This is a genomic window from Rhodanobacter sp. UC4437_H4 (genome assembly GCF_052978425.1).
The window spans coordinates 340388-360984 of sequence record NZ_CM129673.1 but is presented as its reverse complement, the minus strand read 5'-3'; the positions used below and the strand labels follow the sequence as shown (position 1 = coordinate 360984).

Below are 20597 nucleotides of genomic sequence, written 5' to 3'. Positions count from 1 at the left end.
AAGCAACCCGGCAAGGACGCCCGGATCTTCCTTGCGGGGCATCCCGCCCGACAAAGAAGCGGAAGGATAGCCGCAGGCCCGGATGCAGGCAAGCAAATCGAACGGGAGTCAACCGGCGTCGGCGCGCGGCGCGGCCGGCGCCTGCAACGCGACGCGTTGCCCCGGCGTGGCGATACGGAAACCGCGTGCCGCCAGCGCATCGCCATCGGCCGCGCTGCCGTAGTGGTAAAGAAGCAACTGTCGCTGCAGCGCCTGCGGGTATTCCCGCGCGATGTCGTCGATGCCGGTGTGCGACGGATTGCCGAGCAGGCTGCAGTCGTGGGCGACCAGCGCCGCGCCGCCGGCATGCCGCGCCAGCACTTCCGGGATCGGCCGGGTGTCGCCGGTGTAGACGAAACTGCCCTCCAGCGCCAGGCCGTACGAGGTGCCCGGCACGTGATGGCGGGTGGCGAACACGTCGAACCAGCAGCCATCCAGCCAGAAGCCGCGACTGCACGGCACCAGCTGGAACGCCTCCCAGAAATTGACTCCGCCTTCGGCCAGCGCACCGGGGTAATCGGCCACCCGCGTCTGCAGCCATGGCACCAGCGCGGCGTGGGTGAACAGGCGCATCCGCCCACGCCGCGCGGGATCGAACCAGAGCCGGATGAACAACTGCTCCAGCTCCGCGACATGATCCATGTGGGTGTGGGTGATGAACACCGCGTCCGGCAGGGTGCCGTAGCTTGCCGTGTAGCGGTCGAGCGTGCCCGGTCCGCAGTCGATCAGCAGCACCGGCTTGCCCGCGCGCTCGAGGACGGCGGCAGAGGCACCCAGCGCCGTCGCATGCGCGGCGCCCACGCCGAGAAAATGCAGTTGCCAGTTCATGCCGTCAGTGCGCGCTCGTGGCCATGCAGCAGAGGCTGCCAGATTTCGCGCTCGAACGCCCGCTCGCCTGCCGCGGCGGCGCCGAGCTTGAGCAACGACCGGCGCAGCCGCTGCAGGTTCGCCCGGCGCCAACCGGGTGCGGGCGCACGCTGGCGACCGCGGTCGAAGTCGATCAGATGCAGGCCGGCGGCCGAGACCAGGACGTTGTGCGCGTTCAGGTCGGCATGCCAGATGCCGGCCCGATGGAAACGCCCGACCACCGCGCCGACCTCGACCGCAAGCTCGCTGCCGAGGTCACCGCCGGCCAGGCACTCGGCGAGCGTCCGCGCGCCGGCGATGCGATGCGTGATGAGGTCGGCGCGATACAGCAGACCCTGGCGACGGTAACGCGCGGCGACCGCGCATGGCCCGGGCAAGCCCAGCCGCGCGATCTCGGCAAGCAGCCGGAACTCCCTGAAAGGCCGGCTGCGCCGCGCCCCCAGCCACAGGTAGCGATCGCCCAGCAGTGCCCGTACCAGTCCGCCACGACGATAGTGGCGCAGCACGCACTCGCCGAGCGGGCTCGCGATGATCGCCACGCCGCCGCGGCCGCCGGCCTGCATGCGCAAGGCGCCGCGTTCGCGCCAGTAATCCGGCGCAAACCAGTCGTTGTCGACTTGTGACGATACGGCGGCGTCACACAGAATCGCGCCGTGGGCGTCTTGCTGGATGCGTTCGGGCATCATGATGCCTTGTGACCGGACACCGATTCTAACCCACAGGCCCGCCCTGCCTTCCGCTGGCGCGGGCCAACGACCATCGCGATGAATGCACCTTCCTCGATCTGCCTGCTGCGCACCTCCGCCATCGGCGACGTCACCCACGTCGTGCCACTGGTGCGCACGCTGCAACAGGCGTGGCCGCAGACCGCGCTGACGTGGATCGTCGGCAAGCTCGAACGCAAACTGGTGGGCGACCTGCCCGGCGTGGAGTTCGTCACCTTCGACAAGGCCGCCGGCTGGACCGGCCTGAGTGCAGTGCGTGCCGCCCTGCAGGGACGTCGCTTCGACGCGCTGCTGCAGATGCAGGTGGCGATGCGCTCGAACCTGCTGAGCCTGGCCGTCAAGGCGGATCGGCGCATCGGTTACGACCGCGCCCGTGCGAAAGACCTGCACGGCCTGGTCATCAACGAGCGCATCCCTGCGCGCGGCGGCGAACACGTGCTCGACGCGATCGGCAGCTTCTGCGAACCGCTGGGCCTGCAACAGACGCAGGTGCGCTGGGACATCCCGATCCCCGGCGATGCGCACGCCTGGGCCGCCACGCAACTGCCCGGCGACACACCCACCTTGCTGGTCAGCCCCGCCTCCAGCCATGCCTTGCGCAACTGGCGGCCCGAGCGCTACGCGGCGGTGATGGACCATGTCGCCTCCCGCGGCTGGCGGGTGGCCCTGATTGGCGGACCATCCGCATCGGAGCGCGCCATGGCCGACGCGGTGCTGGCCGCCTGCCGGCGCGCGCCGCTCGATCTCACCGGCAAGGACACCCTGAAGAAACTGCTGGCCCTGCTCGCCCGCGCGCAGCTGCTGCTGGGCCCGGATTCCGGTCCGATGCACATGGCCAACAGCGTCGGCACCCGCGTGCTCGGCCTGCATGCCGCCAGCAACCCGGAGCGCTCCGGCCCCTACTCCGATCGACGCTGGTGCGTGAACAAGTACGACGAGGCCGCGCGCAAGTACCTGGGCCGACCGGCAGCGGAGATTCCGTGGGGCAGCAAGATCGAACGCCCCGGCGTGATGGACTTGATCGACGTGGATGCGGTGATCGACCGTTACGAGGCAGCCGCACGCGACCTCGGCCTGGCCTGACCTTCGCGCGTCGACGCGTCAGCCCTTGCCGCTGCGCACGCGCAAGCCCGGTCGCTGCCGCGCCAGCTTTCGCAACAGCTCGGCAAAGGCGTGCAGGTCGTCGTGCCAGGGCGAGGCATCGCGCCAGTACAGCGCGATTTCGCGACCGCCGGCCGAACCCTTGAGCCGCGCCAGCACGATCCCTGGCATCGAGGCGAGCCGCTCGTGCGCCAGCGCCGGTACCAGCGCGTAGCCACCGCGCAAGCTGACCAGCGCGGCGAGGCTTTCCAGGCTGACGTCCTGCACGTTGCCACGCTCACTGCCGTCGAGCCCGTCGGCATGGCTTTCCGCCATCAGGATCGCCTCGGCCTGGTCCAGTTGTTCCAGCGCAATGGACGGTCGGCCGGCCAGTGGATGATCGGCGCGCAGCATCAGCTCCCACGGTTCGAAGAACAGCGCCCGTGAGGCAATCCCGCTGACAGTCGATGCCGATGGGGCGAGCACCGCGTCCAGCTCACCCTCGTGCAGCCTGCGCAACAAGCCGCGTGGCTTGCCCTCGGAGATGCCCAGCCGGGCGCCGGGAAAATGCTGCGGAAACGGCGCAATCAAATGCGGCAACAGATATGGCCCCAGCGACGCCGGCAAGCCCAGCCGCAGCGCGCCGCCGAAAGCCACCTCGCCGGCACGGGCGACCTGCTGCAGGTGCTCGGCCGCCACCAGCACCGCATCGATCTGCTGCAACAGGCGTTGGCCGCCGGCGGTCACCACCACCCGCCGCCCGCCACGTTCGAACAGCGGTGCACCGAGCGCCTGCTCCACCTTCTGCACCTGGTGGGACAAGCCGGACGGACTGATGTGCATCGCGCGCGCGGCACTGTTGAAACTGCCGTTCCGATGCACCGCCTGCACCAGCGCAAGGTCGCGCAGCGAGACGGCGGCGAGGTGGGTCGAAATCATCGAACGCTGCATGTCGTCAAAGGCGTTTGTCTGTGATGGTCAAGGCGGGCATCCTGCAGGCACCGCGTGATTCCCCGCCCGGGCGCCGGGTGCAGTCTAACCGGCGCAGCAGCCCGTCACGCGCCGACACGCCCGGGTTCCTCGACGCCGACATGCAGCGTTTGAGCGATAATTCCCCTTTTGGCGGGGCCGGCCGCGCCGTTTCCGCATGCTTGCCAGTCGTCCCAGCCGCAGGATTCAGCCAGGAGCAGCACCATGAAAGACACGTTCGCCACCCGTGACACTCTCGAAGTCAACGGCAGGAAATACGCCTATGCCAGCCTCGCCAAGCTTGGCGAACGCTTCGACCTGAAGCGGCTGCCCTACTCGATGAAGATCCTGCTGGAGAACCTGCTGCGCCACGAGGATGGCGTGGACGTGACTTCCCGCGAGATCGAGGCGGTGGCCACCTGGGACGCCAGCAAGGAGCCGGATACCGAAATCGCCTTCATGCCGGCGCGCGTGCTGCTGCAGGATTTCACCGGCGTGCCGTGCGTGGTCGACCTGGCTGCCATGCGCGACGCGATGAAGGCGCTGGGCGGCGATCCCACCCTGATCAACCCGCTGTCGCCGGCCGAGCTGGTGATCGACCACTCGGTGCAGGTGGACGTCTTCGGCAGCGAGGACGCGCTGGAGAGGAACGTCGCGATCGAGTTCGACCGCAACCAGGCGCGCTACAGCTTCCTGCGCTGGGGCCAGAAGGCGCTGAGCAACTTCAAGGTGGTGCCGCCGCGCACCGGCATCGTCCACCAGGTGAACCTGGAATACCTGGCGCGGGTGGTGATGCACACCGAGATCGACGGCCAGGCCTGGGCCTATCCCGACACCCTGTTCGGCACCGACTCGCACACCACCATGGTCAATGGCCTGGGCGTGCTGGGCTGGGGCGTGGGCGGCATCGAGGCGGAGGCGGCCATGCTCGGCCAGCCTTCTTCCATGCTGATTCCGCAGGTGGTCGGCTTCAAGCTGTCCGGCCGCCTGCCCGAGGGCGCCACCGCCACCGACCTGGTGCTGACCGTGACGCAGATGCTGCGCAAGCAGGGCGTGGTCGGCAAGTTCGTGGAGTTCTTCGGTCCGGGCCTGCAGCACCTGGCCCTGGCCGACCGCGCCACCATCGGCAACATGGCGCCGGAATACGGCGCCACCTGCGGCATCTTCCCGGTCGACCAGGAGTCGCTGAACTACCTGCGCCTGTCCGGCCGCAGTGACGAGCAGATCCAGCTGGTGGAGGCGTACGCCAAGGCCCAGGGCCTGTGGCATGACGCCAACAGCCCGGAGCCGGCGTTCTCCGCCGTGCTCGAACTCGACCTCGCCGACGTGAAGCCCTCGATGGCCGGCCCCAAGCGCCCGCAGGATCGAGTGTTGCTGACCGACGTGCAGAAGAACTTCCACGAAGTGGTGGGCCCGCTCACTGCCAATCGTCGCCGCGGCAATGGCGACGTCGACCGTTTCTCCAACGAGGGCGGCGCCAGCGCGATCGGCAACCCGTCCAACGCGATCGGCGATACCGGCGTGCTGGTGGAACGCAACGGCCAGAGCTTCCGCGTCGCTGACGGGTCGGTGGTGATCGCCGCGATCACCTCGTGCACCAACACCTCCAACCCGGCAGTGATGCTGGCGGCAGGCCTGGTCGCCAAGAAGGCCGCTGCCAGGGGCCTGAAGGCCAAGCCGTGGGTGAAGACCTCGCTGGCCCCCGGCTCCAAGGTGGTGACCGATTACCTGGAGCAGACCGGCCTGCTGAGCGAGCTGGAGAAGACCGGCTTCTACCTGGTCGGCTACGGCTGCACCACCTGCATCGGCAACTCCGGCCCGCTGCCGGTCGAGGTCAGCAAGGGCATCGCCGACGGCGACCTGGCGGTGGCCGCCGTGCTCTCGGGCAACCGCAACTTCGAAGGCCGCGTGCATGCCGAGGTGAAGATGAACTACCTGGCCTCGCCGCCGCTGGTGGTCGCCTATGCGCTGGCCGGCTCGCTCGACGTGAACCTCTCCACCGATCCGCTGGGCCAGGATGCGCAGGGCAAGGACGTGTTCCTCAAGGACATCTGGCCGAGCAACAAGGAAATCAGCGACCTGATGGCCAGCGCGGTCACCTCGGCCATGTTCAAGAAGAACTACGCCGACGTGTTCAAGGGCGACGAGCGCTGGAACGCGATCGCCTCGCCGGACGGCGCGCTGTACGCCTGGGACGAAGCTTCCACCTACATCAAGAACCCGCCCTACTTCGAAGGCATGACGATGGAGCTGGGCACGGTCGAGGACATCCACGCCGCGCGCTGCCTGGGCCTGTTCGGCGACTCCATCACCACCGACCACATCTCCCCGGCCGGTTCGATCAAGAAGGATTCGCCCGCCGGCCGCTTCCTGATCTCGCGCGGCGTGCAGCCGATCGACTTCAACTCCTACGGCTCGCGCCGCGGCAACGACGACGTGATGGTGCGCGGCACCTTCGCCAACATCCGCATCAAGAACCAGATGCTGGATGGCGTGGAAGGCGGCTTCACCCGCCACATTCCCAGCGGCGAACAGCTGGCGATCTATGACGCGGCGATGAAGTACAAGGAAACCGGCACGCCGCTGGTAGTCATCGCCGGCAAGGAATACGGCACCGGCTCCTCGCGCGACTGGGCTGCCAAGGGCACCCTGCTGCTGGGCGTCAAGGCGGTGATCACCGAGAGCTTCGAGCGCATCCACCGCTCCAACCTGGTCGGCATGGGCGTGCTGCCGCTGCAGTTCAAGGCCGGCGAGAATGCCAAGTCGCTGGGCCTGACCGGTCGCGAGAGCTTCGACATCACCGGCCTGGACAACGGCAACGCGAAGGAAGCCACGGTGACCGCCACCGCCGAGGACGGCAGCAAGAAGCAGTTCAGCGTGCACGTGATGCTGCTCACGCCGAAGGAGCGCGAGTTCTTCCGCCACGGCGGCATCCTGCAGTACGTGCTGCGCCAGCTGGCCGGCCGCAAGGCCGCCTGATCCGGCGACACCCTGACAAGAAAACGCCCCGCTGGCCGGGGCGTTTTCTTTGTGGGGTACCGCAGCGTCGCCTGCGCGCCGGCTGCTAAATCGAACGCTCCCAGCTGGCGGTATAGCAGTGCCAGTCGCCGCCTTCCTCGCGCCATCCCGAGGTCACCCTGTAGACCCCCAGCCGATCGGGCAGCAGGCGTCCGCCGCTGCTCAGGGTGACCGTGAAAGTCGCCACCATGCGTTCGCCGCGTGGCTCGACGGAGACCGGCCCGAGCAAGACGCCGACGTGTTCGCCGCGCAGCTTCAACAGGCCCACCATCGCCATCAACCGGCGCCGGTCCAGTTCGCCGGCGTTGCCGTCGAAGTCCTCGCTCAATGACTCGCCCACGCCGCTGGCCGAACCGGCTTCCGCCGCCTGCGCCGTCGCAGTGATTGCGGCACGTATGCGCTCCTCGTCCGGCGCACGGTGGCAGGCAGCAAGCATCACCACGCACCACAGCAGTGCCGCCGACAGCAGGAAGATTTTTCGCGATCCGATCATCGATGGACTCCATGGCAACGCGGCTTGCCGCCGTGCGCGGGCGTATGCTCCAATGAACCGGCGCATGGGCCATCATGGATGCGTTCGGCATCCTGATTCCACCATCGGCGGCGCCATCACGGAAAACACGGGGAACCCCAGAGCATGAGCAACGAACGTCCCTGGCTGGAACATTATCCGGCCGGCGTGCCCGGTCAGATCGACGTCAACCAGTATGCTTCGGTCCCGGCGGTGCTCGAGGAAGCGTTCACCCGTTTCCGCGATCGTCCCGCCTTCGCCAATTTCGGCCGCCAGCTCAGCTATGGACAGATCGACGAGATGAGCCGCCAGTTCGCCGGCTACCTCACCGGCGTGCTCAAGCTCGGCAAGGGCGATCGCATCGCGATCATGCTGCCCAACGTGCTGCAGTATCCGATCGCGCTGTTCGGGGCGTTGCGCGCCGGGCTGGTGGTGGTCAATACCAACCCGATGTACACCGCGCGCGAGTTGAAGCATCAGCTGGAGGATTCCGGCGCCAAGGCGATCGTGGTGCTGGACAATTTCGCTGCCACGCTGCAGCAGGTGGCAGCGCAGACCCAGGTCAAGCACATCGTCACCACGGGCATCGGCGACCTGCTCGGCTTCCCCAAGGGCGCGCTGGTCAACTTCGTGCTCAAGCACGTCAAGAAGATGGTGCCGGCGTTCCACTTGCCCGAAGCCGTGCGTTTCCGCGACGCGCTGGCCCAGGGCGCGGCGCACCCGCTGCAGCCGGTCACGATGGACCACGACGACATCGCCTTCCTGCAGTACACCGGCGGCACCACCGGCGTGGCCAAGGGTGCGATGCTGACCCACGGCAACATGATCGCCAACATGCTGCAGGCAGCCGCCTGGATCGGCACCGAGCTGGTCAAGCCCGGCAAGGAAGTGATCATCACCGCGCTGCCGCTGTATCACATCTTTTCGCTGACGGCGAACGGCCTGGTCTTCACCCGCCTGGGCGGCCTCAACTGGCTGATCACCAACCCGCGCGACATGCCCGGCTTCGTCAAGGAGCTGGGCAAGTCCGGTTTCACTGCGCTGACCGGCGTCAACACCCTGTTCAATGGCCTGCTCAACACGCCGGGCTTTGCCGAACTGGATTTCTCCCGCCTGCACCTGACCCTCGGCGGCGGCATGGCGGTGCAACGCAAGGTGGCCGAGCGCTGGAAACAGACCACCGGCTGCACGCTCGCCGAAGCCTACGGTCTCACCGAAACCTCCCCGGCGGTGTGCATCAATCCGCTGAACCTGAAGGAGTACAACGGCTCGATCGGGCTGCCGGTACCGTCCACCGACGTGGCAATCTGGTCGGAGGCCGGCCAGCCGCTGCCGGTCGGCGAAGTCGGCGAGCTGATGGTGCGCGGGCCGCAGGTGATGAAGGGCTACTGGAAGCGCGAGGATGAAACCGCCAAGGTGCTCGGCGCCGATGGCTGGCTGCACACTGGCGACATCGCGAAGATGGACGAGAACGGCTACTTCTACATCGTCGACCGCAAGAAGGACATGATCCTGGTCTCCGGCTTCAACGTGTATCCGAACGAAGTCGAGGACGCGGTGATGGCGCACCCCGGCGTGCTGGAAGTGGCCGCGGTCGGCGTGCCCGACGAGCATTCCGGCGAAGTGGTGAAACTGTTCGTGGTGCGCAAGGACCCGAACCTCACCGAGGAAGCGCTCAGGCAGTTCTGCCGCGAGAACCTGACCGGCTACAAGCGGCCCAAGCTGATCGAATTCCGCGACAGCCTGCCCAAGAGCAACGTGGGCAAGATCCTGCGCCGCGAATTGCGCGACGAGAAGAAACCCGCGGGCTGAACCTTCGCACATCCACCTGCAAAAACGCCCGCAATCGCGGGCGTTTTCGTGCAGGCGCGACGGAACCGGCTCAACCGTCCTTCCAGTACTCCAGGATATCGGCGTAACCGCCCAGCAGGTTCCACAGCGGCACCTGCTTGTCCTCCGGAATGCGGCTGTAGGAAAAACCGATGTGATGATCGGAGATGCGCGCGACAGTCGCCTCCAGATGGATATGCAGGTTGTGCCCGAAAATCATGTCCAGCACCCAGCTCTGCCCGGTTTCGCCGGTCCAGCCCAGCGGGCGGCGCAGCAATGCTCCGGTCGCCGAGATATCCACCAGTTCGGTGGGGTGCGACTCGCCATGACGGCTGATCAGCACCGTCGTCTCGATCTGCATGCGCGCCGGACGCAACTTCTCCGGCTCGCCTCGATCATGTCCCTGTTTGTCGATCGCCATCAGTTTTACCGCCTGTCTGCGTTTGCGCCTGCCCGGGGCAGGAACGCACCACCCTCATGTCCGGCGACCGCACCGGCCCCATCGAAACCGGCTGTCGTGCGTCCGGCCTCCCTCCGCTCGTAGCAATTGCCGTGCCACGGCGTACGTACATCGCCAAACCCCTCGCCAGGCCGCTTGCCGTGGGCAGACGCCGCATTTGCCGGCCGCCGAAAGGACACCTTCCTTTCAGCTGTCGACAGCCCCTCTGGAAGGGTGCTTCGAGCGCTTTCGCGCTTGCCCCGCAGCGTCACATTGGGTCACGTGGGGCCACCGGCATCCCCGCGGTAGTGGCGGAACCCCCTATTCTGCCTGTTGCCGACGCGGACATGAACCCCGCACGCGCTTTTCGTCCACCCGCGACCGACTGGACTTGTGTCCGGCTTGCCATTACCCTGTGGCCACGCGTGGACCCATGGAACCTGCTTGCTGCCGGCCCTTCGGCGCTCCAGGGTTGTCCACCGAAGTACCCAGACTGACCGGCAAAGAGCCAGCGGCGCCGAAGTTGTTCGCCAGTTGGCTTGCTCTGTTGTCGTGGCCGACGACCCGCAACAGCAGCGCCTTGGTCGCTGACGACCCGCCTGACCGAACCACGACGCGTGGATTCATCATGCCGGGCGAAACGATGGCGCCGACCGCGCCTCGGTTTTGATGTTGCACGGAAACGGGATACCGGGACGCCGCCCAACGACGCGTTTGAGCGCGGGCACATGCCGGGCGCGAGCACCACGTCGCGCCTGCCCACGAACAACCATGAACATGCGCTACCCACTGCCAGCCGTGGAACACGGCTCTCCAGACAGGCCTTGATGAGCACTGAATCCGTCGTCGAGCAGTCCGATCCGGGCGCCGCCACGCCCGACGCATTTGCCGCGGTACCGCAACAACAGGAGATGCCGCTGGCCATCGTGCGCGGCGAACCGATGCTGCAGATGCCGCAGGATCTGTACATCCCGCCGGATGCGCTCGAGGTCATCCTGGAGTCGTTCGAAGGTCCGCTGGACCTGCTGCTGTACCTGATCCGCCGACAGAACCTGGACATCCTGGACATCCCGGTTGCCGAGATCACCCGGCAGTACATGACCTACATCGAACTGATGCGGGACGTGATGCGGCTGGAGCTGGCCGCCGAGTACCTGCTGATGGCGGCGATCCTGGGCGAGATCAAATCGCGCCTGCTGCTGCCGCGTCCGCCGCTGGAAGAAGGGTTGGAAGACGACCCGCGCGCCGAACTGGTACGCCGTTTGCAGGAGTACGAGCGGTTCAAGCGGGCGGCCGAGGACATCGAGGCCCTGCCGCGCATGGAGCGCGACAGCGTGGTGGTGCATGCCGACACCGGCGAGCGCAACGTGATCCGGCTGCCGCCCCCGCTGGAACTGACCGAGCTGCTGCTGGCACTCAAGGACGTGATGCACCGGGCCGAACTGTTCGGGCATCACGCGATCAAGCGCGAGGCGCTCAGCGTGCGCCAGCGCATGGGCGAGCTGCTGAGCCGGCTGGAGGACGACACCTTCCACCGGTTCGAGGACCTGTTCGACCTGGCCGAAGGCCGCCCGGGCATCGTGGTGACCTTCCTGGCGATGCTGGAGCTGGCCAAGGAAATGCTGATCGAGATCGTGCAGGAAGTGCCGCTGGCGCCGATCTACGTCAAGGCCAAGGCCAGCCATGAGGAGCCCGCCGAACTGCCGGCGGAAGACACACGAACGGGCGAATCGGCGCTGGCCGAACCGTCCGGCGACTGATCCACCCATCGACCGATCCATCCCTGGACCGACCCACGCCGACCCGGCACCGACTCGAACCCATGCAGATCGACCAACTCAAACCCATCATCGAGGCCGCCTTGCTGGCGTCGACCCAACCGATGACCCTGCCCCAGCTTGGCGACCTGTTCAACGAGGACGAGGACGTCGGCTCGCAGCAGATCGCCCAGGCGCTGGAATCACTGGCCGGCGACTGTGAAGGGCGCGGCATCGAACTGAAGGAGGTCGCCTCCGGCTTCCGCTACCAGGTGCGCCAGGACGTGCATCCGTGGATCTCGCGGATGTGGACCGAGCGACCCAGCCGCTACTCGCGCGCCCTGCTGGAAACACTGGCGCTGATCGCCTACCGGCAGCCGATCACCCGTCCCGAGATCGAGCAGATCCGCGGCGTGGTGGTGTCCTCCAACATCATCAAGACGATGGAGGAGCGCGAGTGGATTCGCGTGGTCGGCCATCGCGACGTGCCCGGCAAGCCGGCGTTGTTCGGCACCACGCGCGCGTTCCTCGACTACTTCAACCTGAAATCGCTCGATCAGCTGCCGCCGCTGTCGGAGATCCGCGACATGGAAGATCCGCAGATGCGCTTCGAGCCCGACCCGCTGCCGGCGCACGTCGGCCGCGACCTGCCCATCGACCCGGACGACGACGCGGACGACCAGGTTGCGGAAGCGACCGATCCGGGCGAAACCGACTCCCCGCGCGAACCGCTGTCCGACGCCGAGTCAGGCACCGGATCACCGATCGACGCCCACCACCCCACCCTCGCCGCCGACGCCCAGGCGCCCAGCGGCTCATCCGGGCCTGACGAAGCTGCCGACCATCCCGGTTCGCCTTCCGCCAGCCCGTCGACCACGGCCGTCGAAACCGACGCCGACGATCAAGATACCAAGGAGCAAAGCGCATGACTGCGCCGCAAAAATCCGTTCTTACCCTGAAGCGCGACACCCGCGCAGCCACTGACGGACCGGCCCTGGAGGAACGCCTGCACAAGGTGCTCGCCAACGCCGGCCTCGGCTCGCGCCGCATGCTGGAACAACGCATCCAGGCCGGAGAGATAGAGCTCAACGGCAGCCCCGCCGAGATCGGCATGAGCGTCAAGGCTGGCGATCGCGTGGTCATGGACGGCAAGCAGTTCGTGGTGGCCACCGACAACCGCGATGACGCCGAAGTGCTGATCTACCACAAGCCCGAAGGCGTGCTGACCACCCGCGACGATCCCGATGGCCGCCCGACCGTGTTCGAACAACTGCCGCAACTCAAAGGCGCGCGCTGGGTTGCCGTGGGCCGGCTGGACATCAACACCACCGGCCTGCTGCTGCTGACCACCGACGGCGAGCTGGCCAACGGCCTGATGCATCCCAAGAGCGGCATGGAGCGCGAGTACCTGTGCCGCGTGCACGGCGAGGTGCCGGACGAGGTCATCGAACGCCTGAAAGCCGGCGTGGAGCTGGAGGACGGTCCGGCCCGCTTCGACGAGATCGCCGTGATCAGCCGCGGCGGCAGCCACAGCTGGTTCCGCGTGGTGATCCGCGAAGGCCGCAACCGCGAAGTGCGCCGCTTGTGGGATTCGCAGGGCTTCCTGGTCAGCCGGCTCAAGCGCATCCGCTACGGCCGGATCGAGCTGCCGCGCAACCTGCGTCGCGGCGAATGCGAGGCGCTCGACGCCGACAGCGTCAAGCAGTTGCGCCAGACCAGCGGGCTCGGACTCCCCCAGCCGGTGCTGACGCTGAGCCCGATCCTGCACCAGCGCCGTGCCACCCGCGGCGTCACCGAATATCGCCCGGAGCACGGCACCGGCAGCGCCTGGACCAGCGGCCAGGACGAGGCGCGCGAGCTGCGTGCCTACGACCGCATTCGCGAAGAACCCGCACGCGGACGCAAATCCGCGCCGCGCAACGGCCGCGAGGTCAACGGCAACGTGGCGGCACCTGAGCGGGCGCCGGGGAATGCGAAGCGGCACGGCAAGGGCCGTCGTGTGGCACCGGGCCAGGAGCTGCCTTCGGTGCGCACCTGGTTTGCCGGCGAGTCTCGCGATGGCAGCCCCCGTCCCGGCGGTCGGCGCGGCTTGGCCGGCGCCACCACCGGCAACCGTGGCGCGGCGGGTGGCCGCTCACGCGGCGCCCCCGCTGCCGGCAGCCCCTACGCCGGCACGGGCGGCAGCGGCAACCGCGCGCCTGCCAACCGACCCGGCCACGCCGGTCGTGGCCAGGGCGGCAACCGCGCCCCGGGCAGCCCGCGGCCCAAGGGCCATGGCGGCGGACGCCCGCCGGGTCGCGGCGGCAACCGCTCCGGCAACCGTTGAGGGCGAGCGATGATCCGCATCTACCACAACAACCGCTGCTCCAAGTCGCGCGCCACGCTGGCCCTGCTGCAGGAACGCGCCGACGACGTCGAGGTAATCAACTACCTCGACACGCCACCCACCGCGACGGAACTGGTCGACCTGCTCAAGCAACTGGGCATGACCGCCCGGCAATTGCTGCGCACCGGCGAAGCGGAGTACACCGAGCTCGGCCTGGATTCGCCCTCGCTCGATGACCGGTCGCTGATCGCCGCCATGGTGGCGCACCCGCGCCTGATCGAACGACCGATCGTGGTGGCCAACGGCAAGGCCGTGATCGGCCGGCCGCCCGAATCGGTGCTGGCCATTTTGTAGGAGCCCGCTCGCGCCCGGTGCCGGTCAGCGCTCGTCAATCCGCGTCAAGCGTGAATGAGTCCGCATCCATCCATGCCGGGAAGCGTTCGCGATGCGCCAGCAGCGGGGCCGGGTCGAGAGTGACGGTGACCACCTGCTCCTGCGCACCCAGTTCCACCAGTGCCTCGCCCACCGGATCGATCACCGCGCTGTCGCCGGCATAGGCGATCTCGTTGCCGTCCACGCCGACCCGGTTCACGCCGACCACGCAGGCGAGGTTCTCGATCGCCCGCGCGCGCAGCAGGGTACGCCAGGGATGCCGACGCGCAGCCGGCCAGTTCGCCACGAACACCGCCAGGTCGTAATCCATGCCACCACTGGCCGATGCGAGCCGGCGATTGCGCAACCACACCGGAAAGCGCAGGTCGTAGCAGACCTGCGGCAGGATGCGCCAACCCTTCAGCTCGACGATTGGCCGCCGCCTGCCGCTGCCGTAGCGGGTGTGCTCGCCGGCCATGCGGAACAGGTGGCGCTTGTCGTACTGCTCGAAGCTGCCATCCCGGCGCATCCACAGCAGGCGGTTGTAGACCACCTCGTCCTCGCGGATCGCCACGCTGCCGCAGATCACCGCCCCCACCTCGACGGCCAGCGCGCGCAGCCAGGCGATGCCCTCGCCCTCCATCGTGTCGGCGCTGGCGCGGGTATCGTTGCTGAAGCCGGAGAGGAAGGTTTCCGGCAGCACCACCAGATCGCTGCCGCGCGCACGACGCACCAGCTCGCCGTAATAGTCGCGGTTGGCCGGCGCGTCGTGCCAGCGCGTGGCGCCCTGCACCAGCGACACGGTCAGCGGCAGCATCGTCACAGCCGGCACAGCCGCTCGGCGGCCGCCTCCATGGTGGCGTCGCTCTTGGCAAAGCACAGCCGCAGCAGGCGCGTGCCCGGCGGGCGTTCGCAGAACGGCGTCAGCGGAATCGTCGCCACGCCGCCCTGCTCCACCAGCCAGCGACTGAAGGCGAGATCGTCCTCGTCGCGGATCGCCGAGTAATCGACCAGCTGGAAATAGCCGCCCGGCACGTCGAGCAGCTTGAAACGCGAGGGCGCCAGCAGCGCGCGGAAGCGGTCGCGCTTGGCCCGGTAGAACGCCGGCAATTCCAGGTAGTGTTGCGGCGTGCTGGCCATGAATTCGGCAAATGCCACCTGCGCCGGGTGAAACGTGCAGAAGGTCAGGTACTGGTGCACCTTGCGAAATTCGGCCGACAACGCGGCCGGCGCCACCGCGTAACCGACCTTCCAGCCGGTGCAGTGATAGGTCTTGCCGAACGAGGAGACCACGATGCTGCGTTCGGCCAGTTCCGGGTGGCGCAGCACGCTCTCATGGGCACCTTCGTAGACGATGTGCTCGTACACCTCGTCGGACAGCACCACGATGCCGGTATCGCGCACGATCGCCGCCAGCTCGTCCAGGTCGGCCGCCGAGAGCACCGCGCCGGAAGGATTGTGCGGGGTGTTGATGAGGATCATGCGCGTCTTCGGCGTCACCGCGTCGCGCACGCGCTGCCAGTCGATCGCGAACGCCGGCACGGTCAGCGGGATGTGCACCGCGCGCGCGCCCTGTAGCTCGATCGCCGGCTCGTAGCAGTCGTAGGCCGGGTCGAACACGATCACCTCTTCGCCTGCGCGCACCGTCGCGGCGATTGCCGCGAAGATCGCCTCGGTGGCGCCGGAGGTGACCGTGATGTCGGTATCGACGTCGAGCTTGCGCCCGTACAGACGCGCGGTCTTCAGCGCAATCTGCTCGCGCAGGCCGGCGGTGCCGTGCATCGGTGCGTACTGGTTCCTGCCGGTGTTCATCGCCCGCGTCAAAGCATCGCGCAGCTCCTGCGGCGGTTCGAAATCGGGGAAGCCCTGGCCGAGGTTGACTGCCTGGTGCTGCAGCGCCCACTGGCTCATCACGCTGAAAATCGTCGTACCGACCTTGGGCAGCTTGGTTTCAATCATCGTCATCTGGCCGTTTGGATGTCCATAAGGGAACCAGCGTAGCGCATGGACCGGGTCGCCTGCATCAGGCAGGCGGCAGCTCGGCCTGCGGGCGTTTGCGGCACTGCTGGTGTTTCAGCAACGTGGTTTCCGGCAGGCGCTCGGCCAGGAAATCGACCAGCGCGCGCACGCCCGGCAGCATGCCGCGCCGGCTGGGGTAGACGAAATGCATGATGCCCTCGGGCATGGTCCAGTCCGGCAACACCACTTCCAGTTCGCCGGCGGCAATCGCCGGCGCGCACACGAACTCCGGCAGCAGGGCCACGCCCAGGCCGCGGCGGGCCGCCTCCAGCAGCACGGCGAAATCGCCGGTGATCAGGCGCGCCTGCACCTCCACGTTGACTTGCTCCCCGCCGGCGTCGATCAACTCCCACGTCTGCGCGCCTTCGTGCTCGCGCATCGACAGAGCGGGCAACCTGGCCAGCTCCTCCGGCGTCGCCGGGCGCCCGGTGACCTTCAGCAGCGCGGGGCTGGCCACCAGGGTGGTGCTGGAATGGCCGAAACTGCGGATCACCAGGTTGGCGTCGGTGTCCAGCTTGCTGCGCACGCGAATGGCCAGGTCGAAGCCCTCGCCGATCACGTCGATACGGCGATCGTTCGCCAGCAGACGCACCTGCATCTTCGGGTACATCGCCAGGAAATCCGGCAGCAGGTACGCCAGCACGGTCTGCGCCAGCGAAACCGGGCAGCTCAGGCGCACGACACCGCGCGGCTCGGCGCGCAACTCGTCCACCGCGTCCTGCGCCGCCTGGGCCTCTTCCAGCACCGCACGGCAATGGGTGTAGAAGCGCTCGCCGACCTCGGTAACCACGAACCGGCGGGTGGTTCGCTGCAGCAGGCGCACGCCGAGCCGCTCCTCCAGCTGGGCCACCCGCTTGCTCAGGCGCGACTTGGGCACGCCCAGCGCGCGGCCGGCGGCGGAGAAGCCGCCGTGCTCGACCACCGCCGCAAAGAAGTACAGATCGTTCAGATCCTGCAAGGCACCGCTCAGTTGCGTCATCTTCGTATCCATCTACGAACCACGGCCATCGCGCCAGCGTAGCACCGCGGTTCGACTGCGCCAGCCGCCGCTGGAAATTGCCGGCCGGCATTGACACACTGGCGCACCCGACTGCCGGAATCTCCACATGACTCCGTTCCCGCGCGTGCTCCTGTTCGCCGTGCTGCTGGCGAGCGCCCCGCTGGGCCATGCCGCCAAGCTGCTGGTCAGCAACGTCAACGGCTACACGCTGGACAGCCAGGGCAAGTTGCAGCAGTTCCAGGCGCTGCTGGTCGATGACGGCAAGGTGGTGGCCACCGGCAGCACGGCCGAACTGCAGCCACGCGCCGATGGCGCCAGCGTGATCGACGGCCGCGGCCAGACCCTGCTGCCCGGCTTGATCGACGCCCACGGCCACGTGCTGGAACTGGGCTACGCGCGCAACAGCGTCGACCTCAGCGAGACCCGCTCACTGGACGAAGCGCTGGCCAAGGTGAAGGCCTACGCCCAGGCGCATCCGCAGGCGAAATGGATCCGCGGCGGCGGCTGGAACCAGGTGATCTGGAAACTTGGCCGCTTCCCCACCGCCAGCGAGCTCGATACCGCGGTCGCCGACCGGCCGGTGTGGTTGAGCCGCGTGGACGGCCACGCCGCGTGGGCCAACAGTGCAGCGATCAAGCTCGCCGGCGTCACCCGCGCCACTGCCGACCCGGCTGGCGGACGCATCGAGCGCGACGCGCAAGGCAATCCGGCCGGCGTGTTCGTCGACGGCGCCACCGAGCTGGTCGACACCCACGTGCCGGCGCTGACCGCGGCGGAGAAAGCCGCTGCGCTGGACACGGCGCTGGCCGAGATGGCCCGCGTCGGCCTCACCGGCGTCAGCGATGCCGGCATCGATCTGGACAACTACCGGCTCTACCGGCAGTACGCCGACGCACACAAGCTGACCGCCCGCATCTACGCGATGATCCGCGACACCGGCGAGTCCTTCGACGTCATCAGCAAGGACGGTCCGCTGATCGGCTACGGCAATGATTTCCTCACCGTGCGCGCGGTCAAGCTGTTCGCCGACGGCGCACTGGGCAGCCGCGGCGCCGCGATGCTCAAGCCCTACTCCGACGACCCGCACAACAGCGGCCTGCTGTTCATGTCGCCTGCCACCATGACGGCCAAAATCGACAAGGCATTCGCCAAGGGCTACCAGGTCGGCATCCACGCCATCGGCGACCGCGCCAACCGCGAAGTGCTGGACAGCTTCGCCGCGGCCTATCGCAGCCACCCCGACGCCAAGGCGTTGCGCAACCGCGTCGAGCACGCGCAGATCGTCTCGCTGGAGGACATCCCGCGCTTCGTGCCGCTGCAGCTGATCGCCTCGATGCAGCCCACCCACGCCACCTCCGACATGAACATGGCCGAGGATCGCGTGGGCCACGAACGCATCAAGGGGGCTTACGCGTGGCAGCGCTTCCTGAAACAGGGCACGGTGATCGCCGCGGGTTCGGATTTCCCGGTCGAGTCGCCCAACCCGTTCTTCGGCCTGTACTCGGCCGTCACCCGCGAAGACCACCAGGGGCAGCCGCCCGGCGGCTGGTATCCGCAGCAGGATCTGAGCCTGACCCAGGCCCTGCGCGCCTTCACCCTCGATGCGGCGTACGCCGAGCATGCGGAGAACCGCATCGGCACGCTGGAGCCCGGCAAGTGGGCCGACTTCATCCTGGTCGACCACGACATCTTCAAGGACCCGGCCAGCAAGCTCTGGAACACCAAGGTGCTGCAGACCTGGGTCGGCGGCAGGCAGGTGTACGCGAAGAAGGATTGATCACCTCCCCTGACGACCCGAGAAGGCCGGCTGCGAAGCCGGCTTTTTGTTTGGAGCAGGGAATAGGGAATAGGGAATGGGGAATAGGGAATAGGGAATAGAAAGAGCGGAAAAGCGCCGCCCTGATGCTCTTGGCTTCGGCTATTCCCTATTCCCTATTCCCCCGCCCCATAGGCCATCAGTCATGTAGTCAAATCCGAATTTCCCCTTGACGGCTCAAAAGTCGGTGTTATAGTTCACTACAACACCACTAACCCAGAGCACCAAAGGAGGTTCGACATGAAAGCGTACAAACTGATCGCCGGCGCCGCGGCCATCCTGCTCACCTTCGCGAGCCTGCGCGCCGTCTTGTACAACGTCGACGCCTGGCAGCCGGTCGGCAACAGCCACACCAGCACGCCGGCCCACGTCACCAACCTGGCCCCCGTCACCGTGCATCCGAGCGCCGCCGAATGGCGCGCCGCGGCGCTGATCGACGACGGCAGCGCCGCCAACCTCGCCGTCGTGCCCGCCGACGCGCAGCTGCGCCTGGGCGACACGATCGAGCCGCTGGGCCTGCTCGGGGCGCAGTGGGTCATGCCCTACTATTCGTTTGGCAAGAAGTTCGATCGCATCACCAAGGAATAACCATGACCATCGCCTGGAACGACAGCGTCCCGATCTATCGCCAACTGCACCAGCGTGTGGTGGCGATGATCCTGGACGGCGCCTTGAATGAAGGCGACCCGCTGCCGTCGGTACGCCAGGTAGCGGCGGATTATCAGATCAACCCGCTGACCGTATCGAAGGCGTACCAGGAACTGGTCGACGAACAACTCGTGGAAAAAAGGAGGGGTCTGGGCATGTTTGTCATCGAAGGGGCGCGCGATGCGCTGCTCAAGTCCGAACGGGAACGCTTCCTGCGCGAGGAATGGCCGGCGTTGCATGCCCGCCTGCAGCGCCTCGGACTGGATCTCAAGACCCTGATGCGGGAAGCCGGCAACCACCAGGAGCCATCAGCATGAGCGCGGTCATCACGGCCAGCGGCCTCGGCAAGCGTTACAAGTCGACGGTCGCGCTGGACAACGTCAGTTTCCAGGTCGAACCCGGTCGCATCGTCGGCCTGATCGGCCCCAACGGTGCCGGCAAGACCACCGCACTGAAGGCCATCCTGGGCCTGACCGACTTCACCGGCGAGCTGAACGTGCTGGGTTTCGACCCGCGCAAGCAGCGCGACCGGCTGATGGGCGAGGTGTGCTTCATCGCCGACGTGGCGGTGCTGCCGCGCTGGATTCGCGTGCGTGAAGTGGTCGACTTCGTCGCCCACGTGCATCCGCGTTTCGACCGCGCCAAGTGCGAGGCCTTCCTTGCCCGCACCAAGCTGCAGCCCGAACAGCGCGTGCGGCAGATGTCCAAGGGCATGATCGTGCAGTTGCACCTGGCGCTGGTGATGGCGATCGACGCCAAGCTGCTGATCCTGGACGAGCCGACCCTGGGCCTGGACATCCTCTACCGCAAGCAGTTCTACCAGAACCTGCTGGAGGACTACTTCGACGAGAACAAGACCATCATCGTCACCACCCACCAGGTGGAGGAAGTCGAGCACATCCTCACCGACCTGATGTTCATCCGCGACGGCAGGATCGTGCTCGACGCGGACATGGACGCCGTGGGCGAGCGCTACATCGAGGTGATGGTCAACGCCGACCGGTCCGAGGCCGCCCGTGCGCTGAAGCCGCTGGACGAGCGCCAGGTCTTCGGCAAGAGCATCTTTCTGTTCGACGGTGTCGGACGCGCGCAACTGGAAGCCCTGGGCGAAACCCGGCGGCCATCCATCAGCGACCTGTTCGTCGCCACCATGAAGGGAACCTACGCATGAAAACCTCCAC

At 67.4% G+C, this 20597-nt stretch carries 20 protein-coding genes; 11 read left to right on the top strand and 9 right to left on the bottom strand.

Going from position 1 to position 20597, the window contains the following annotated elements; translation table 11 throughout:
* Positions 1 to 108 precede the first annotated feature (108 nt).
* Positions 109 to 867 (bottom strand): MBL fold metallo-hydrolase, encoded by a 759-nt coding sequence (locus ACVCL3_RS01850; protein ID WP_447098828.1) that lies wholly within the window; start codon positions 865 to 867, stop codon positions 109 to 111.
* Entirely contained in the window at positions 864 to 1595 is a 732-nt protein-coding gene (locus ACVCL3_RS01845) for a 3-deoxy-D-manno-octulosonic acid kinase (RefSeq protein ID WP_447101555.1), read from the bottom strand. Before ACVCL3_RS01845 ends, ACVCL3_RS01850 begins: the two co-directional genes overlap by 4 nt.
* A gap of 75 nt (positions 1596 to 1670) precedes the next feature.
* Between ACVCL3_RS01845 and ACVCL3_RS01840 the strand changes: the two genes are divergently transcribed.
* On the top strand, positions 1671 to 2714 hold the full coding sequence (locus ACVCL3_RS01840; protein ID WP_447098827.1) for a glycosyltransferase family 9 protein: 1044 nt from the start codon (positions 1671 to 1673) through the stop codon (positions 2712 to 2714).
* Positions 2715 to 2732: 18 nt separating this feature from the next.
* Here ACVCL3_RS01840 and ACVCL3_RS01835 read toward each other — a convergent pair whose 3' ends face one another.
* A complete protein-coding gene (locus tag ACVCL3_RS01835; RefSeq protein WP_447098826.1) occupies positions 2733 to 3662 on the bottom strand; it encodes a LysR family transcriptional regulator in 930 nt (309 codons plus the stop codon).
* 104 nt (positions 3663 to 3766) lie between these two features.
* Positions 3767 to 3907, bottom strand: a complete 141-nt coding sequence (locus ACVCL3_RS01830; protein ID WP_447098825.1) for a hypothetical protein — start codon at positions 3905 to 3907, stop codon at positions 3767 to 3769.
* Here ACVCL3_RS01830 and acnA point away from each other — a divergent pair.
* Positions 3906 to 6659 carry an aconitate hydratase AcnA gene (gene acnA, locus ACVCL3_RS01825; RefSeq protein ID WP_447098824.1) on the top strand — a complete coding sequence of 918 codons (2754 nt, stop codon included), beginning with the start codon at positions 3906 to 3908 and terminating at the stop codon, positions 6657 to 6659. The genes ACVCL3_RS01830 and acnA overlap by 2 nt on opposite strands.
* An 85-nt stretch (positions 6660 to 6744) precedes the next feature.
* On the opposite strand, the gene ACVCL3_RS01820 is transcribed toward acnA, so the two are convergent.
* A complete protein-coding gene (locus ACVCL3_RS01820; RefSeq protein WP_395118660.1) occupies positions 6745 to 7191 on the bottom strand; it encodes a hypothetical protein in 447 nt (148 codons plus the stop codon).
* A gap of 144 nt (positions 7192 to 7335) precedes the next feature.
* Between ACVCL3_RS01820 and ACVCL3_RS01815 the strand changes: the two genes are divergently transcribed.
* Positions 7336 to 9021 (top strand): AMP-binding protein, encoded by a 1686-nt coding sequence (locus ACVCL3_RS01815; RefSeq protein ID WP_447098823.1) that lies wholly within the window; start codon positions 7336 to 7338, stop codon positions 9019 to 9021.
* Positions 9022 to 9091: 70 nt separating this feature from the next.
* Here the strand turns inward: ACVCL3_RS01815 and ACVCL3_RS01810 are convergent, their stop codons facing one another.
* Complete coding sequence (locus ACVCL3_RS01810) at positions 9092 to 9460, bottom strand: PilZ domain-containing protein (RefSeq protein WP_395118664.1); 369 nt, start codon at positions 9458 to 9460, stop codon at positions 9092 to 9094.
* A gap of 845 nt (positions 9461 to 10305) precedes the next feature.
* On the opposite strand from ACVCL3_RS01810, the gene ACVCL3_RS01805 reads away from it, so the two are divergent.
* The 4 genes from ACVCL3_RS01805 to arsC all read left to right on the top strand — a co-directional run bounded on the left by ACVCL3_RS01805 (position 10306) and on the right by arsC (position 13915).
* A complete protein-coding gene (locus tag ACVCL3_RS01805) occupies positions 10306 to 11238 on the top strand; it encodes a segregation and condensation protein A (RefSeq protein ID WP_395118666.1) in 933 nt (310 codons plus the stop codon).
* Between the two features lie 62 nt (positions 11239 to 11300).
* A complete protein-coding gene (gene scpB / locus ACVCL3_RS01800; RefSeq protein ID WP_447100299.1) occupies positions 11301 to 12164 on the top strand; it encodes an SMC-Scp complex subunit ScpB in 864 nt (287 codons plus the stop codon).
* Positions 12161 to 13561 (top strand): pseudouridine synthase, encoded by a 1401-nt coding sequence (locus tag ACVCL3_RS01795; protein WP_395118670.1) that lies wholly within the window; start codon positions 12161 to 12163, stop codon positions 13559 to 13561. The genes scpB and ACVCL3_RS01795 overlap by 4 nt, the downstream gene beginning before the upstream one ends.
* Positions 13562 to 13570: 9 nt before the next feature.
* Positions 13571 to 13915 carry an arsenate reductase (glutaredoxin) gene (arsC, locus tag ACVCL3_RS01790; RefSeq protein WP_447098820.1) on the top strand — a complete coding sequence of 115 codons (345 nt, stop codon included), beginning with the start codon at positions 13571 to 13573 and terminating at the stop codon, positions 13913 to 13915.
* A gap of 34 nt (positions 13916 to 13949) precedes the next feature.
* Here the strand turns inward: arsC and ACVCL3_RS01785 are convergent, their stop codons facing one another.
* The 3 genes from ACVCL3_RS01785 to ACVCL3_RS01775 all read right to left on the bottom strand — a co-directional run bounded on the left by ACVCL3_RS01785 (position 13950) and on the right by ACVCL3_RS01775 (position 16931).
* A complete protein-coding gene (locus ACVCL3_RS01785) occupies positions 13950 to 14750 on the bottom strand; it encodes an amidohydrolase (protein WP_447100298.1) in 801 nt (266 codons plus the stop codon).
* Between the two features lie 2 nt (positions 14751 to 14752).
* On the bottom strand, positions 14753 to 15892 hold the full coding sequence (locus ACVCL3_RS01780) for a pyridoxal phosphate-dependent aminotransferase (protein ID WP_447100297.1): 1140 nt from the start codon (positions 15890 to 15892) through the stop codon (positions 14753 to 14755).
* Positions 15893 to 15956: 64 nt separating this feature from the next.
* The gene (locus ACVCL3_RS01775) at positions 15957 to 16931 is read right to left on the bottom strand and encodes a LysR substrate-binding domain-containing protein (RefSeq protein ID WP_447100296.1); all 975 of its coding nucleotides are present in this window, start codon (positions 16929 to 16931) and stop codon (positions 15957 to 15959) included.
* Positions 16932 to 17058: 127 nt separating this feature from the next.
* Between ACVCL3_RS01775 and ACVCL3_RS01770 the strand changes: the two genes are divergently transcribed.
* The 4 genes from ACVCL3_RS01770 to ACVCL3_RS01755 all read left to right on the top strand — a co-directional run bounded on the left by ACVCL3_RS01770 (position 17059) and on the right by ACVCL3_RS01755 (position 20587).
* Positions 17059 to 18729 (top strand): amidohydrolase, encoded by a 1671-nt coding sequence (locus ACVCL3_RS01770; RefSeq protein ID WP_447100295.1) that lies wholly within the window; start codon positions 17059 to 17061, stop codon positions 18727 to 18729.
* A 279-nt stretch (positions 18730 to 19008) separates the two neighbouring features.
* Entirely contained in the window at positions 19009 to 19356 is a 348-nt protein-coding gene (locus ACVCL3_RS01765; RefSeq protein WP_395118682.1) for a hypothetical protein, read from the top strand.
* A 2-nt stretch (positions 19357 to 19358) separates the two neighbouring features.
* On the top strand, positions 19359 to 19733 hold the full coding sequence (locus ACVCL3_RS01760) for a GntR family transcriptional regulator (protein WP_395118684.1): 375 nt from the start codon (positions 19359 to 19361) through the stop codon (positions 19731 to 19733).
* Positions 19730 to 20587: an ABC transporter ATP-binding protein gene (locus tag ACVCL3_RS01755; RefSeq protein WP_395118686.1), complete on the top strand. Its 858-nt coding sequence runs from the start codon at positions 19730 to 19732 to the stop codon at positions 20585 to 20587. Before ACVCL3_RS01760 ends, ACVCL3_RS01755 begins: the two co-directional genes overlap by 4 nt.
* Positions 20588 to 20597: the final 10 nt, after the last annotated feature.